The 14,923-nt window shown below is 57.8% G+C and carries 13 protein-coding genes and 2 pseudogenes; 4 read left to right on the top strand and 11 right to left on the bottom strand.

Going from position 1 to position 14,923, the window contains the following annotated elements:
• Positions 1–38: 38 nt before the first annotated feature.
• Positions 39–1,265, bottom strand: a complete 1,227-nt coding sequence (locus DR88_RS23395; protein ID WP_004146623.1) for an RNA-guided endonuclease InsQ/TnpB family protein — start codon at positions 1,263–1,265, stop codon at positions 39–41.
• Between the two features lie 58 nt (positions 1,266–1,323).
• Between DR88_RS23395 and tnpA the strand changes: the two are divergent.
• A pseudogene (tnpA, locus tag DR88_RS27550) lies at positions 1,324–1,679 on the top strand (IS200/IS605 family transposase).
• 77 nt (positions 1,680–1,756) lie between these two features.
• A pseudogene (locus DR88_RS23390) lies at positions 1,757–1,960 on the top strand (lytic transglycosylase F); the annotation flags it as partial.
• 124 nt (positions 1,961–2,084) lie between these two features.
• On the opposite strand, the gene ssb1 reads toward DR88_RS23390, so the two are convergent.
• Positions 2,085–2,609, bottom strand: a complete 525-nt coding sequence (ssb1, locus tag DR88_RS23385) for a single-stranded DNA-binding protein SSB1 (protein WP_004151744.1) — start codon at positions 2,607–2,609, stop codon at positions 2,085–2,087.
• Between the two features lie 251 nt (positions 2,610–2,860).
• Between ssb1 and uvrA the strand changes: the two genes are divergently transcribed.
• Entirely contained in the window at positions 2,861–5,686 is a 2,826-nt protein-coding gene (uvrA, locus tag DR88_RS23380) for an excinuclease ABC subunit UvrA (protein ID WP_004146620.1), read from the top strand.
• On the opposite strand, the gene DR88_RS23375 is transcribed toward uvrA, so the two are convergent.
• From DR88_RS23375 to dnaB, 6 genes are all read right to left on the bottom strand, one after another.
• On the bottom strand, positions 5,687–6,043 hold the full coding sequence (locus DR88_RS23375) for an MmcQ/YjbR family DNA-binding protein (protein ID WP_002884953.1): 357 nt from the start codon (positions 6,041–6,043) through the stop codon (positions 5,687–5,689).
• 3 nt (positions 6,044–6,046) lie between these two features.
• A complete protein-coding gene (locus tag DR88_RS23370) occupies positions 6,047–6,463 on the bottom strand; it encodes a secondary thiamine-phosphate synthase enzyme YjbQ (protein ID WP_002884951.1) in 417 nt (138 codons plus the stop codon).
• Positions 6,464–6,593: 130 nt separating this feature from the next.
• Positions 6,594–7,307 carry an acid phosphatase AphA gene (gene aphA, locus DR88_RS23365; protein ID WP_023319487.1) on the bottom strand — a complete coding sequence of 238 codons (714 nt, stop codon included), beginning with the start codon at positions 7,305–7,307 and terminating at the stop codon, positions 6,594–6,596.
• A 189-nt stretch (positions 7,308–7,496) separates the two neighbouring features.
• Entirely contained in the window at positions 7,497–8,690 is a 1,194-nt protein-coding gene (gene tyrB, locus DR88_RS23360) for an aromatic amino acid transaminase (protein ID WP_025862139.1), read from the bottom strand.
• Between the two features lie 176 nt (positions 8,691–8,866).
• Complete coding sequence (gene alr / locus DR88_RS23355; protein ID WP_004146616.1) at positions 8,867–9,946, bottom strand: alanine racemase; 1,080 nt, start codon at positions 9,944–9,946, stop codon at positions 8,867–8,869.
• A 31-nt stretch (positions 9,947–9,977) separates the two neighbouring features.
• Positions 9,978–11,393, bottom strand: coding sequence for a replicative DNA helicase (dnaB, locus tag DR88_RS23350; RefSeq protein ID WP_002884942.1), 1,416 nt, complete (start codon positions 11,391–11,393; stop codon positions 9,978–9,980).
• A 169-nt stretch (positions 11,394–11,562) separates the two neighbouring features.
• On the opposite strand from dnaB, the gene DR88_RS23345 reads away from it, so the two are divergent.
• Positions 11,563–12,546: a quinone oxidoreductase gene (locus DR88_RS23345; protein ID WP_002884941.1), complete on the top strand. Its 984-nt coding sequence runs from the start codon at positions 11,563–11,565 to the stop codon at positions 12,544–12,546.
• A gap of 182 nt (positions 12,547–12,728) precedes the next feature.
• Here the strand turns inward: DR88_RS23345 and pspG are convergent, their stop codons facing one another.
• From pspG to DR88_RS23330, 3 genes are all read right to left on the bottom strand, one after another.
• Entirely contained in the window at positions 12,729–12,971 is a 243-nt protein-coding gene (gene pspG, locus DR88_RS23340) for an envelope stress response protein PspG (RefSeq protein ID WP_009484997.1), read from the bottom strand.
• A 139-nt stretch (positions 12,972–13,110) separates the two neighbouring features.
• On the bottom strand, positions 13,111–14,109 hold the full coding sequence (dusA, locus tag DR88_RS23335) for a tRNA dihydrouridine(20/20a) synthase DusA (protein ID WP_004214118.1): 999 nt from the start codon (positions 14,107–14,109) through the stop codon (positions 13,111–13,113).
• 100 nt (positions 14,110–14,209) lie between these two features.
• Positions 14,210–14,698 (bottom strand): cupin domain-containing protein, encoded by a 489-nt coding sequence (locus DR88_RS23330; protein WP_002884935.1) that lies wholly within the window; start codon positions 14,696–14,698, stop codon positions 14,210–14,212.
• Positions 14,699–14,923 lie beyond the last annotated feature (225 nt).

The raw sequence follows: 14,923 nt of genomic DNA on the forward strand, positions 1-14,923 counted from the left end.
CCACCTTCGCACTTCGTGACTCAGGAGGGGGATTCCCGTTAGTGGGTGACATCTGATCGCTCAGTGTCCGGTTCCTGCTTCAACAGGCGGCCTGACTGCACCATCCCTCCACAGGCAAGCACGGCATGTCCTGCCGCTAAAATATTACGTGCACCGTTGATATCGGCGTTCGCGGTGTAGCCACATATTTGACACTCGAATTTACTTTGTGACAAACGGTTCTCTTTCGCTGTATGACCACAGCAGGCACAACGCTGGCTGGTGTATGCCGGAGGTATCGCCAGAACCTGACCTCCACGCCAGAGCTGCTTATACTCAAGCTGACGGCGCATTTCGTACCAGCCCTGATCCAGTATCGAGCGGTTCAGGCCTGATTTGGCTCTGACGTTTCGTCCGTGCCGCTCCGCCGTACCTTTCGCCGACTTCGACATGTTACTGACCTTCAGATCTTCAATGACGATCATCGCGTGGTTATTGCTGATTGTCGTTGTGATTTTGTGAAGGTAGTCGCGGCGGAGATTGGCAATATGCAAGTGTTGACGCTGAATTTTTTGCTTCTGTTTTTGCCAGTTGGCGCTAAATTTAACTTTACGGCTTAACTGGCGTTGAAGCACTGCCAGCTTACGCTGGCTTGCTTTAAAACTATTTACGGGCTGATATACCGTGCCATCTGAAAGCGTGGCGAGTTTCGTTACTCCGGCATCCAGTCCGACCATTGACGTTGATTCATGCTTTGGTTTGTCTGTCTCAATTTCTACCTGGAACGACACATACCACTTGCCCGCTGACTGACTGATCGTGGCATTTTTGATTTTGCCGTTCACATCTTGCGATTGTCTGAATTTTATCCACCCGAGTCCCGACGGCAGTTTTACTCTGCGGTTCTCAAGGCGACAATATTTCTCAAAATTGACGAACCTGATTGAGTCTCTGCCGTCATTTTTCCGTTTCCATACAGGTTTTTTTGCTGCAAGTTTTTTATCAAAACAGCGTTTCCATGCACCGTGTAAATCCTTAAGTTTTTGCTGAAGGTTATCGGTGTAAGCCTCTTGCAGGTAGGCGAGTTCCGGTGTTTTCTTCCACACTGTGAGCATCCTGTTCAGCTCAAAAGCAGAGGGAAGTTTACCGCCTGACTCAAGAATGCGCGTCGTCTCTTCAAGCCCGTGGTTCCAGACCGAACGGGCACAACCGCATAGCTGACGCAAACGTTGCGACTGCTCTTCTGTGGGTTCCAGTCTGAACTTGTAGGCTTTCAGGATTAGCATATGTGCTCAGTGTGTAGTAGATATAATCGGTATCGTACCGCAAATCTGGTTAAATTCAATGCAAGAATACAAAATCAACCGTTCAAGACATGCTGCTTTTCTTCTGCATGTTCATCTCGTATTTGTGACCAAATACAGAAGGAAAATTCTCGGTGATTTACACTACATCGCTTTTCATCAGTATGCAGGTCAGGTATGCCGTGATTTTGGTGCTGAACTGAAAGAAAGTAACGGTGAGTCCGACCACGTGCATATGTTGATTGAGTACCCTCCCGCCGTTTACGTAATGAATTTCTGGACTTGCGTGGGGCTTACGACAAACCGGTACTGTGGTCTCGCTCATACTTTGCCGGTTCGTGCGGAGGTGCGCCGCTGGAGGTTGTAAAAAAATACATTCAGAATCAGCGTGGCTGATGGTTCTTCGGGCTTTTCAAGCCCGTCCAAATTCCCCTCCCGCCTTATGTCGGCGGGAGTACCCTTTGGAGGTTAAGATGGCGGCAGAAAAAATTGGCGCCGAGACGGTAACCTACGTCAGCAATATCTATAAGTATTACATCGCCTATCGGCTGATCGTCGATGACATGGCCCGCAAACAGAAAGCGACGGCCGTACCGCGGCAGGAGCCGGTGGCGCAGCCAGCCAAACCGCAGCCCAGCGTGGCGACAGCCGCCACCGCTCAGGTGCCCGTCATCTGAATCGCTCGTTACCGTAGGTCAAATTCCATCCTGAAATGACGGTGCAGGAATAACAAAGAAAAAGCCCCGGCGAAACCGGGGCTTTCTGTTTTCGACTGCGCAGACAGTGCGCCTAAGGCAAGCCTTAGAACGGGATGTCGTCGTCGAAGTCCATCGGCGGTTCGTTGGAAGGCGCTGCCGGGGCCTGCTGCTGCGGACGGGACTGCGCGCCGCCGCTGAACTGGTTGCCGCCCTGCGGCTGCTGCGGCTGACCCCAACCGCCCTGCTGCTGGCCGCCGCCTGCCGGTGCGCCGCCGCCCTGACGGCCGCCCAGCATCTGCATGGTGCCGCCCACGTTCACCACCACTTCGGTGGTATATTTGTCCTGACCGGATTGATCGGTCCACTTGCGGGTACGCAGCTGGCCTTCAATGTACACCTGAGAGCCTTTACGCAGATACTCACCAGCGACTTCCGCCAGTTTGCCGAACAGCACAACGCGGTGCCACTCGGTCTGCTCTTTCATTTCGCCGGTCTGCTTGTCACGCCAGGATTCGGAAGTTGCCAGCGTGAAGTTGGCGACAGCGCCGCCACTTGGCATGTAGCGTACTTCCGGGTCCTGCCCCAGATTACCGACGAGAATCACCTTGTTTACGCCTCTGCTGGCCATGTTCGTGTCTCCTGAATACGTTTCTTAATAGTGTAAACGCGCGAGTGTACCATTTCCACGTAGCATTTTAATAGCTGCGAGGCTGATTCCAGAGATAGTACCCGGCTACGACATTGTTGCACACTCGACCCGAATTTGCATTCCGATACTGTATATTCATTCAGGTTAAATTGTGTCATAATTAGCCGTTTCTGCCGTTTGTCCTTCAAGCAAACCAGGCAATCCGTGTATCTACCTACCGGGAAAGGTGAATGGATAAGATCGAAGTTCGGGGCGCCCGCACCCATAATCTCAAAAACATCAACCTCGTTATCCCGCGCGACAAACTCATTGTCGTCACCGGGCTTTCCGGGTCTGGCAAATCTTCACTCGCTTTCGACACCCTGTATGCCGAAGGCCAGCGTCGCTACGTCGAATCGCTCTCCGCCTATGCGCGACAGTTCCTGTCGCTGATGGAGAAGCCGGACGTCGACCATATCGAAGGGCTGTCGCCGGCGATTTCCATCGAACAGAAATCAACCTCTCACAACCCCCGCTCGACGGTGGGTACTATTACCGAAATTCACGACTATCTGCGTCTGCTGTACGCCCGCGTCGGCGAACCACGCTGTCCGGATCACGACGTGCCGCTGGCGGCGCAAACCGTCAGTCAGATGGTCGATAATGTCCTCGCCCAGCCGGAAGGCCTGCGCCTGATGCTGCTGGCGCCCATTATTAAAGAGCGCAAAGGCGAGCACACTAAAACCCTGGAAAACCTCGCCAGTCAGGGCTACATCCGCGCGCGGATCGACGGCGAGGTCTGCGATCTGTCGGATCCGCCGAAGCTGGAGCTGCAGAAGAAGCACACCATTGAGGTAGTCATCGACCGCTTCAAGGTGCGCGACGATCTGGCGCAGCGCCTGGCCGAGTCGTTTGAAACCGCGCTGGAGCTCTCCGGCGGGACCGCCATTGTGGCTAATATGGATGATGAGAAAGCGGAAGAACTGCTGTTTTCCGCCAACTTCGCCTGCCCGATCTGCGGCTACAGCATGCGCGAGCTGGAGCCGCGTCTGTTCTCCTTTAACAACCCGGCGGGCGCCTGCCCGACCTGCGACGGCCTCGGCGTGCAGCAATATTTCGATCCCGATCGCGTGGTGCAAAATCCCGAGCTGTCGCTGGCGGGCGGCGCCATCCGCGGCTGGGATCGGCGTAACTTCTACTACTTCCAGATGTTGAAGTCGCTGGCGGAGCACTATAAATTCGACGTCGAAGCGCCATGGGGCACCCTCAGCGCCAACGTGCAGAAAGTGGTGCTGTACGGTTCAGGTAAAGAAAGTATTGAATTCAAATACATGAATGACCGCGGGGATACCTCGGTGCGCCGCCATCCGTTCGAAGGCGTGCTGCATAACATGGAGCGCCGTTACAAAGAGACGGAATCCAGCGCGGTGCGCGAAGAGCTGGCGAAGTTCATCAGCAACCGTCCGTGCGCCAGCTGCGACGGCACGCGTCTGCGTCGCGAGGCGCGCCACGTGTTTGTGGAAAACACCCCGCTGCCGACCATTTCCGATATGAGCATCGGCCATGCGATGGATTTCTTCAACAATCTGAAGCTCTCCGGACAGCGGGCGAAAATCGCCGAAAAAGTGCTGAAAGAGATTGGCGATCGTCTGAAATTCCTCGTCAACGTCGGCCTCAACTACCTGACGCTCTCCCGCTCGGCGGAAACGCTCTCCGGCGGCGAAGCCCAGCGTATCCGTCTGGCAAGCCAGATTGGCGCCGGGCTGGTTGGCGTGATGTACGTGCTGGATGAACCCTCTATCGGCCTGCACCAGCGCGATAACGAACGCCTGCTCGGCACCCTGATCCACCTGCGTAATTTAGGCAACACGGTGATCGTCGTTGAGCACGACGAAGACGCCATTCGCGCCGCCGACCATGTGATCGATATCGGTCCCGGCGCTGGCGTTCACGGCGGCCAGGTAGTAGCGGAAGGGCCGCTGGAGGCCATTATGGCGGTACCGGAATCCCTGACCGGGCAGTTCATGAGCGGTAAACGCAAAATTGAAGTGCCGAAACAGCGCGTGCCCGCCAACCCGGAAAAAGTCCTCAAGCTGACCGGCGCGCGCGGCAACAACCTGAAGGATGTAACGCTGACCCTGCCAGTGGGCCTGTTTACCTGCATCACCGGCGTCTCCGGCTCGGGTAAATCCACGCTGATCAACGATACCCTGTTCCCGATTGCCCAGCGCCAGCTCAACGGCGCGACCATCGCCGAACCAGCGCCGTATCGCGATATCCAGGGGCTGGAACATTTCGATAAAGTGATCGATATCGACCAGAGCCCGATCGGCCGGACGCCGCGCTCCAACCCGGCAACCTATACCGGGGTGTTTACCCCGGTGCGCGAGCTGTTCGCCGGCGTACCGGAGTCTCGCTCACGCGGCTATACGCCGGGGCGCTTTAGCTTTAACGTTCGCGGTGGGCGCTGCGAAGCCTGCCAGGGCGATGGAGTGATCAAGGTCGAAATGCACTTCCTGCCGGATATCTACGTGCCGTGCGACCAGTGCAAAGGCAAACGCTATAACCGCGAAACGCTGGAGATTAAGTACAAGGGTAAGACCATCCACGAAGTGCTGGATATGACCATTGAAGAGGCGCGTGAATTCTTTGATGCCGTGCCGGCGCTGGCGCGTAAGCTGCAAACCCTGATGGACGTCGGCCTGACCTATATCCGCCTTGGCCAGTCGGCGACGACCCTGTCCGGCGGCGAGGCGCAGCGCGTGAAGCTGGCGCGCGAGCTGTCCAAGCGCGGTACCGGCCAGACGCTGTATATCCTCGATGAGCCGACCACCGGTCTGCACTTCGCCGATATCCAGCAGTTGCTAGAAGTCCTGCACCAGCTGCGCGATCAGGGCAATACCATCGTGGTGATTGAGCACAACCTCGATGTGATTAAAACTGCCGACTGGATTGTCGATCTCGGCCCGGAAGGCGGCAGCGGCGGCGGCGAAATCCTGGTCTCCGGTACGCCGGAAACCGTGGCCGAGTGCGAAGCCTCGCACACCGCGCGCTTCCTGAAGCCCATGCTGAAATAATTAGCGGGTAAGCTGCTGCCGGACCGGCTCCGGCAGCATTTTCACCGCCTGCTGATAAGACGCATCGACCAGGTAGTAGATTTGCGAATCCGGCAGCGAGCCATCCAGATAGACGGTGCTCCAGTGCGCTTTATTGAGATGCTGGCTGGGCCGGACATCGCGATGCTGCTGACGCAGCAGCTCAGCCAGCTCCGGACTCGCCTTCAGCGCGACCGCCGGCCGCTGGTCCTCAACCTCCTTCACCATGGCAAACAGCACGTCTGAGACCTTAATCTGCGTGGCTTTCCAGTCGCTGTGGACGCTCTGCTCTGCTCCCGGTTTCGCCATGCAGTACTGTAATAACTCCGAAATTGTCATCTTTTATTCCCCCATGAGCGTCGCAACGATGCGCCGCGAACCGCCGTGTATCCGATGCTCCCCCAGCCAGATGCCCTGCCAGGTTCCCAGCCTGACGCGCCCGTCCTCGACCGGCAGCATTAGCGACACGCCAAGCATCGATGATTTGATGTGCGACGGCATATCGTCAGGGCCTTCATAGTCATGTTCATACGGCGCATTGTCCGGTACGGCGTTGAGAAAATACTGCTCCATGTCATAGCGGACGGTGGGATCGCAGTTTTCGTTGAGCGTCAGGGAAGCGGAAGTATGCTGGAGCAGGAGGTGCAGCAGGCCAACCTTCACCCCGGACAGCCCGCGGATCTGGCCAAGGATTTCGTCGGTGACCAGATGAAAACCGCGGGATTTTGGCCCAAGCGTCAGGGTTTGCTGATACCACATCATTGACTCCTTTTGCGAATGAATCCTTCTAAGTGTGCAGCAATACGTGAAAAGGTAAAACCTTCCACCCCTGATTTTGCATAAAAAAACGGCAGCGCCGTCGCTGCCGTTTATCGCGTTCAGGCGGTCATCAGTATTCGGAATTGACGATTACTTCCTCGCCCAGCGCGCCAGCCATCGGCAACGGCTTATAGGAGGAGTTGGCGGCCCGCAGCACGCGGATGCCACGGGCGCCCGCTTCGCGGGCGGCGGTGATATCGTTATCCGAATCGCCGTAGAAAATCTTTATCTGCTTCGCCTGCAGCCACTGGGTCTTGGTGTTCTGGCCAGGCTTATCGCCAGCGAAAATCACCGGATTCATATTGGCGGCCGGGATGAGAAAATCATCCTGCAGGGTTTTAGAAACGGTTTCGGTTTTGGTCTGGCTGCGGCCGGTGACGAACCAGATGCTGTCCCCGCGCTTCACATGCATCGCAATCAGTTGGCGCGCCACCTCTTTCGGCATGCTGAATTCATCCCAGCCATTGTTCATTTTTTCCCAGAACTGCGGGTTTTTCAGGTAATCCTCGCTGCCGGGAGAGAAGGTTTTTTGCCCGCGCCAGAAACCCGGACTGGAGAAGAGGACGGTGTCATCGATATCAAAGCCGACGGCCATCGGCGGCCGCCCCAGCAGGCTGTTCTCAATTTGCGCCACCGAAACCCAGTGGATCGGCGCCTGCTCGGCCAGCTGGGCCACGTTGGTGCCGACCCACAGCGGCTGCGGCGTGGAGGCGCGCGCCACAACGGCGCTGTTCAGCGTGAACAGGAGAGAAGCCGCCGCAAGGGCGAGAGTAAGTTTGCGCATATTTATCCCTAAATCTATCAATCATTATTGTTTTCAATAATGTGCATGCTTATCAACGTCCCGACCTTACCCGCCGGCGGCATGGATGAAAAGCCTTTTTCGCGCAGATGTCATAGAAAAAGAGGATGATCACATCCGAGGGGTTGCCCCTGCCCGTTGACCGGCAGAGACAACCTGCTGGAGAGCGGCTTACATTACCGCGGCAAAAGCTTTCGCTACCTGCTGAACATTACGTGAGTTTAACCCCGCCACGCACATGCGTCCGCTGGCAATCAGGTAGACGCCAAACTCATCGCGCAGACGATCCACCTGCGCCGCGCTAAATCCGGTATAGCTGAACATCCCGCGCTGCTTGAGCAGGTAATCCACTTTGCTGCCCGGGGCAACCTGCTGCAGCGCGTCGACCAGCGCCTGGCGCATGGTCAGGATGTGCGCGCGCATGGCGTCCACTTCCGCCTGCCAGGTGGCTTTCAGAGCTGCATCGTTCAGCACCGTCGCCACCACCTGCGCGCCAAAGCTTGGCGGGCTGGAGTAGTTGCGGCGCACGGTGGCCTTCAGCTGACCCAGCACGCGGCCCGCGGTTTCGCTGTCTTCACAGACCACGGACAGACCGCCGACGCGCTCCCCGTACAGCGAGAAAATTTTGGAGAACGAGTTGCTGACCAGCATCGGCATCCCGGCGCTGGCGATGGCGCGAATGGCGTAGGCATCCTCTTCCAGCCCCCCGCCAAAGCCCTGGTAGGCGATGTCGAGGAAGGGGATCAGCTGACGCGCTTTCAATACCTCAACCACGCGGTCCCACTGGGCTGGCGTCAGGTCGGCGCCGGTCGGGTTGTGGCAGCAAGGGTGCAGCAGCACAATATCGCGGGCCGGCAGCGTTTGCAGCGTCGCCAGCAGGTTCTCAAAGCGCACGCCGTTGGTGGCTTTATCAAACCAGGGGTAAGTACTTACTTCGAAGCCAGCCCCTTCAAAAATGGCGATGTGGTTTTCCCAGGTCGGATCGCTGACCCAGACATGAGACTCAGGAAAGTAACGTTTGAGGAAGTCGGCCCCGACCTTCAGCGCGCCCGAACCGCCGACCGTCTGAATAGAGGCAATGCGATTTTGCTTAAGCGCGGTATGCTCTGCGCCAAACAGCAGCGGCGCAATCGCCTGACGGTAGCCGCTCAACCCTTCCATTGGCAGATACAGCGAGGCGCCATGCGGCTCGGCGTTCAGGCGTGCTTCCGCTTCCGCCACCGCCTGCAGCTGCGGGATAATGCCGTCATCGTTGTAGTACAGCCCGATACTCAGGTTGACTTTGTCGCTTCGCGGGTCTTCTTTGAAGCGTTCCATCAGAGAAAGAATAGGGTCGCCGGCGTAGGCGTCAACTTTTTGAAACACGCGATGTATCTCCAGGTTTACATGGGGCAGGTTCTTACACAATAAACCGGATATGACGGCAGGTCGAGAGGATGTTGAGGGGAAAGTGACCGCGCAGCGGTATAAACCGCTTTTTTGAGCGCCGCAGGCCTGGTGCGTACCGGATCAGCCTCTGTGCTATCCGGTACGCCAGAGGCTTAGTCGAAGTATTTCATGGCGACGCGGGAGGTCAGTCGCGTAATAAGTTCGTAAGCACTCACTTTCGTTATCTCGGCGATGCGCTCTACCGGGAGCCCCTCTCCCCACAGCACTACCGCGTCGCCGGCCTTATCCTGGGCCTGCGGTCCGAGGTCAACGCAGATCATATCCATCGCCACCCGGCCGACAATCGGCACTTCCCGGCCATTGACCAGCACCGGCGTGCCCGACGGTGCCGCGCGCGGATAACCGTCGCCATAGCCCATCGCCACCACGCCGAGACGGGTATCGCGTTCGCTGATCCAGGTGCCGCCGTAGCCGACGGGCTCCCCTGCTTTATGCTCGCGCACCGCAATCAGGCTGGACGTCAGGGTCATCACCGGCTGGCAGCCAAAATCTCTGCCGGTGGAGCGATCGTCCAGCGGCGACACGCCATACAGGATAATTCCGGGGCGCACCCAGTCGTAATGCGATTGCGGCCACAGCAGAATGCCGCCCGAGGCGGCGATAGAGCGCAAGCCCGGCTTGCCTTCGGTAAAGGTGGTGAAGATGTCCAGCTGGCGTTCGGTGGCGCCGCAGGTCGGCTCATCGGCGCGCGCGAAGTGGCTCACCACGTTCACCGGCTGGCGGACGTTTTTACACTGGCTCAGACGCTGATAAAACGCCTCGGCTTCCTCCGGGCGCACTCCTAAGCGATGCATGCCGGTATCCAGCTTCATCCACACGGTCACCGGCTCGGGGAGATCGGCTTGCTCCAGCGCCGCCAGCTGTTCGGGGCTATGCACCGCCGTATGCAGGCGCTGGGCGGCGATCACCGCCAGGTCTTCCGCAGCAAAAAAGCCTTCCAGCAGGAGGATCGGCTGGGCGATGCCCCCCGCTCGCAGGCGCAGCGCCTCTTCCAGGCGGGCGACGCCAAAGGCGTCGGCGTCGGTCAGCGTTCGCGCGGTCTCGAGAAGACCGTGTCCGTAGGCGTTCGCTTTCACTACCGCAACCAGTTTGCTGGCGTGCGCCAGTTCACGCAGACGTTGCAGGTTGTGTCGCAGAGCGCGGCGGTTGATAACTACAGTTGCCGCTTGCATTTGAATTCCTTAATAAAAGAAGGCGGAAGGATTACTCATCATCATACTGAGGACCGGCATAATTATCGAAACGCGACCACTGGCCGTTAAAGGTCAGTCGCACGGTGCCGATCGGGCCGTTACGTTGTTTACCAATGATAATTTCCGCGATGCCTTTAAGATCGCTGTTCTCGTGATAGACCTCATCACGGTAAATGAACATGATTAAGTCGGCATCCTGTTCGATAGAGCCGGACTCACGCAGGTCGGAGTTGACCGGGCGCTTATCGGCGCGCTGCTCCAGCGAGCGGTTAAGCTGCGACAGCGCCACCACCGGCACCTGCAGCTCTTTCGCCAGCGCCTTCAGCGAGCGGGAGATTTCGGCAATCTCAAGGGTACGGTTGTCGGAGAGCGACGGCACGCGCATCAGCTGCAGGTAGTCGATCATAATCAGTCCGATGCCGCCGTGCTCGCGGGCGATACGCCGCGCGCGGGAGCGCACCTCCGTCGGCGTCAGGCCGGAGGAGTCATCGATATAGATATTGCGCTTTTCCAGCAGGATGCCCATGGTGCCGGAGATCCGCGCCCAGTCTTCGTCGTCCAGTTGACCGGTACGAATGCGGGTCTGATCGACGCGCGACAGCGAGGCCAGAGAACGCATCATGATCTGTTCCGAGGGCATCTCGAGACTGAAGATTAATACCGGTTTGTCCTGCAGCATCGCCGCGTTTTCCACGAGGTTCATCGCGAAGGTCGTTTTACCCATCGATGGACGGGCGGCGACGATAATCAGATCCGACGGCTGCAGGCCGGCGGTCTTTTTGTTGAGGTCGTCGTAGCCGGTATTGACCCCGGTGACGCCGTCATGGGGCTGCTGGAACAGCTGTTCGATACGGGCGACAGTGGCATCGAGGACATCGGCGATGTTCTTCGGCCCTTCGTCTTTGTTGGCCCGGCTTTCGGCGATTTTGAAAACCCGGGATTCGGCAAGGTCGAGCAGATCTTCGCTGGTTCGCCCCTGCGGGTCGAAGCCGGCTTCGGCGATCTCGTTGGCCACCGAAATCATTTCGCGCACCACCGCGCGTTCGCGCACGATGTCGGCATAGGCGCTGATGTTAGCCGCGCTGGGCGTGTTTTTGGACAGTTCGGCCAGATAGGCGAAGCCGCCCACGCTGTCCAGCTGCCCCTGACGCTCCAGCGACTCGGCGAGCGTAATCAGGTCAATCGGGCTGCCGGACTCCTGCAGGCGCGCCATCTCGGTAAAAATATGACGGTGCGGACGGGTATAAAAGTCGTCGGCAACGACGCGTTCGGCGACGTCGTCCCAGCGCTCGTTATCCAGCATTAAACCGCCCAACACCGACTGCTCCGCTTCAATCGAGTGCGGCGGGACTTTCAGCCCGGCGAGCTGCGGATCGCGTTCGCGGGTTTCTGTCTGTGGTTTGTTGAAGGGTTTATTTCCTGCCATAGCCTAACATTTCACCGATCCGGAAAAGAGCGTGACAGTATAGCGAGAAAGCCATTGCCGCTAAAGAACCCATTAAGCGTGGCAGGCCTGAGGCGGGTAAGAAAATCCGTCGCCGCCGGCGCAGGCTGTTAAGCTTACTGAATAATCTCGGAACAACACAGGAGCGAACATGGCAACACGCATCGAATTTTCGAAACACGGGGGACCGGAGGTGCTTCAGGCGGTTGAGTTCACGCCACGCGATCCCGCAGAACATGAGATTCAGGTCGAAAACAAAGCCATCGGCATCAACTATATCGACACCTATGTTCGCAGCGGCCTCTATCCGCCGCCGTCGCTGCCGAGCGGCCTGGGCACCGAGGCGGCCGGCATCGTCAGTAAAGTTGGCCATGGGGTCACGCATATTAAGGTAGGCGATCGGGTGGTGTACGCCCAATCGGCGCTCGGCGCCTACAGCACGGTACACAATGTGCTGGCCGACAAAGCGGCGGTCCTGCCGGACGCTATCTCTTTCGAACAGGCCGCCGCGTCGTTCCTCAAAGGATTAACGGTCTGGTATCTGCTGCGCAAAACCTATGAAATTAAGCCTGATGAGATGTTCCTGTTTCACGCGGCCGCTGGCGGCGTGGGGCTGATAGCCTGTCAGTGGGCGAAAGCGCTGGGGGCGAAACTTATCGGTACCGTCGGCAGCGCGCAGAAAGCGCAGCGCGCCAAAGAGGCGGGCGCCTGGCAGGTGATTAACTATCGCGAGGAGTCTATCGTGGAGCGGCTCAAGGCGCTCACCGACGGTAAGAAAGTGGCCGTCGTCTACGACTCGGTGGGGAAAGATACCTGGGAGGCCTCTCTGGACTGCCTGCAGCGCCGCGGCCTGATGGTCAGCTTTGGTAACTCCTCCGGTCCGGTGACCGGCGTTAATCTGGGGATCCTGAATCAAAAAGGCTCCCTGTACGTCACTCGCCCATCGCTGCAGGGCTATATCACCAACCGGGAAGAACTGGAGGAAGCCTGCAGTGAACTGTTTTCGCTGATCGCCAGCGGGGTGATTAAAGTGGACGTGGCTGAAAGTCAGATCTATCCGCTGAGCGAAGCGCGGCGGGCGCATGAAGTTCTGGAGAGCCGGGTGACGCAGGGTTCGAGTTTGCTGCTGCCATAAGTTGGCAGAAGGGGCAAAAGTTTAGGGCTTCCACCTGGGAAGCCCTTACTTTTTTTTAGTTCGGCTGTATGTAGGGTACAGCGCGATGAATTCGTTAACGCGCTAATAGTGACAGATTTGCGCAGCAATGCCTACGCGGTTGTCTGCAAAATTGTTCAGGTTGTGACGCACCCCTCAATACCTTAGTAACGCCAACGGTTATTGTCGCGAAAAGCATTTCCGTTCGGGGATTTCAGCGCCCGAATAACCCACACCGCCGCCACCGCCAGCAGCAGCCACGGCAGTAATTTGATCATCAAGGCGAACAACCCGCCGACGAACATCAGCGCCGTCGCCACCACGATTGCCGCGATAATCCCCAGCAGCGATACACCGGTGACCAGCAGCATGACAAAAAATCCAATGACAAATAGCAGTTCCAGCATGGTTCTCTCCCCAAAAAATGAATACTTCACTCTGCAGGTATTACAAAAAGCATGCCAAACATAAGCACTTGACTTTAAAAGAAAACGCCCCGCGTCAGTGCGCGAGGCGTGGTCAATTTCACCAGGTTTTGGTCAGAAATTAACGTTTATCGGCCACCAGCTTCAGGGCATGCTCCAGCACCGCAATATCGGCGCCGGCTTTATGCGCATTTTCGCTCAGGTAGCGACGCCACTGGCGAGCGCCAGGGATCCCCTGAAACAGCCCCAGCATATGGCGGGTAATATGGCCCAGATAGGTGCCCTTGCTGAGCTCGCGCTCAATATAGGGGTACATGGCTCGCACCACCGCTACCGGATCGGCATCCGCGCCGGCGACGCCGAAAATTTCGCGGTCGACCGAGGCCAGAATGCCCGGGTTCTGATAGGCCTCACGCCCGACCATCACCCCATCCATATGCTCAAGCTGTACTCTGGCTTCGTCCAGCGATTTGATGCCGCCGTTGATCGCCATCGTAAGGTGGGGGAAATCGCGCTTCAGCTGCCAGACGCGGGGGTAATCCAGCGGCGGGATCTCGCGGTTCTCTTTCGGGCTCAGCCCAGAGAGCCAGGCTTTGCGGGCGTGAATAATAAACATCTCACACTCGCCCTTGCCGGAGACCGTCTCAATGAAATCGCACAGAAACTCATAGCTATCCTGGTCGTCGATACCGATACGGGTTTTTACCGTGACCGGAATCGACACCACATCGCGCATCGCCTTGATACAGTCGGCCACCAGCTGCGCATTGCCCATCAGGCAAGCACCAAACATACCGTTCTGCACGCGGTCGGAGGGGCAGCCGACGTTGAGGTTGATCTCATCATAGCCGCGCGCCTCGGCCAGCTTCGCGCACTGCGCCAGGGCCTGGGGATCGCTGCCGCCGAGCTGCAGAGCAACCGGGTGCTCTTCTTCGCTATAGGCCAGATAGTCCCCTTTGCCGTGAATAATCGCCCCGGTGGTCACCATTTCGGTATACAGCAGCGTATGCCGCGACAGCAGCCGCAGGAAGTAGCGGCAGTGTCGGTCGGTCCAGTCGAGCATCGGCGCGATGGAGAAGCGGTGAGCAGGGAAAACAGGTGACGTTGATTCAGGCATCATGGCGAATAAATAAGCATCCGGGTAAAAAGGGGCGCTACTATAGCATAAAGATACACCACAGGCGCATAGTGCGCCGCGCTTCGCCCCTCACCTGAAATGATTACTTTTTCCGCGGCTTGCCGTCGTGTGGACCGAAGAACTGCGGCGGATGGTCAACCCAACGATCCTGGCGCGTCGCGGCATAGCCGGGATTGAGCGGGTAATAAATGCGGTTGTACTTCTTGTTGGCCTCGCCCACCACCAGCAGACGAACTTCCTGCTCGGTATTATTGAGAAAGGTGTGGCAGATGCCGGTACCAGCGGGAAAACCCACGCTGTCGCCGGGCTCCAGCTTCCAGAGATAGCCGTTTATCCACACTTCCGGATAGCCCTCCAGCACGTAGATGAACTCTTCCTCATCGCTCTCCGCGTGTGGATAAGAGGTGCGCCGCCCGGGCGGCAGCCGCTCGTGGTGGATCCCCAGCCGGTTGAGACGTAAACCTCGCCCCAGCGGCGCGCCGATTGAAAAACGCTCCGGGCTGTCGGGATAAGTAGCATCGTCGGGCCCTTCCAGTTCGCGCCAGTGGCGAATGCAATCAGGTCGTTTCATCGTTTTCTCCCGAAAATGAGACACTTCAGATATAGCATACCCAGGGTCGGGCGTGTTGTGATTAAATCGGACATGGTGGTTTTAGCGAGCGGCTAAGGCGTAGTCTGCTCGAGAATAAGCGGCCAGCGCCCGGGACGGGCGCCGGTGCCGACAACCTGAAGTATGACCCGTATCACCTGCCGGCTCTCGGTGTTTTCTGAGGAACGTGATAAAGTAACAGATTCA

Origin of the sequence: Klebsiella pneumoniae (assembly GCF_000742135.1) — a bacterium.
GTDB lineage: Bacteria > Pseudomonadota > Gammaproteobacteria > Enterobacterales > Enterobacteriaceae > Klebsiella > Klebsiella pneumoniae.

Bases quoted from the DNA above. Each gene is read 5' to 3' on its own strand.
- dnaB (WP_002884942.1), bottom strand. From the start codon at position 11,393: ATGGCAGGAAATAAACCCTTCAACAAACCACAGACAGAAACCCGCGAA.
- ssb1 (WP_004151744.1), bottom strand. From the start codon at position 2,609: ATGGCCAGCAGAGGCGTAAACAAGGTGATTCTCGTCGGTAATCTGGGG.
- DR88_RS23345 (WP_002884941.1), top strand. From the start codon at position 11,563: ATGGCAACACGCATCGAATTTTCGAAACACGGGGGACCGGAGGTGCTT.
- DR88_RS23330 (WP_002884935.1), bottom strand. From the start codon at position 14,698: ATGAAACGACCTGATTGCATTCGCCACTGGCGCGAACTGGAAGGGCCC.
- pspG (WP_009484997.1), bottom strand. From the start codon at position 12,971: ATGCTGGAACTGCTATTTGTCATTGGATTTTTTGTCATGCTGCTGGTC.
- DR88_RS23370 (WP_002884951.1), bottom strand. From the start codon at position 6,463: ATGTGGTATCAGCAAACCCTGACGCTTGGGCCAAAATCCCGCGGTTTT.
- aphA (WP_023319487.1), bottom strand. From the start codon at position 7,307: ATGCGCAAACTTACTCTCGCCCTTGCGGCGGCTTCTCTCCTGTTCACG.
- DR88_RS23375 (WP_002884953.1), bottom strand. From the start codon at position 6,043: ATGACAATTTCGGAGTTATTACAGTACTGCATGGCGAAACCGGGAGCA.
- alr (WP_004146616.1), bottom strand. From the start codon at position 9,946: ATGCAAGCGGCAACTGTAGTTATCAACCGCCGCGCTCTGCGACACAAC.
- DR88_RS23395 (WP_004146623.1), bottom strand. From the start codon at position 1,265: ATGCTAATCCTGAAAGCCTACAAGTTCAGACTGGAACCCACAGAAGAG.
- dusA (WP_004214118.1), bottom strand. From the start codon at position 14,109: ATGATGCCTGAATCAACGTCACCTGTTTTCCCTGCTCACCGCTTCTCC.
- uvrA (WP_004146620.1), top strand. From the start codon at position 2,861: ATGGATAAGATCGAAGTTCGGGGCGCCCGCACCCATAATCTCAAAAAC.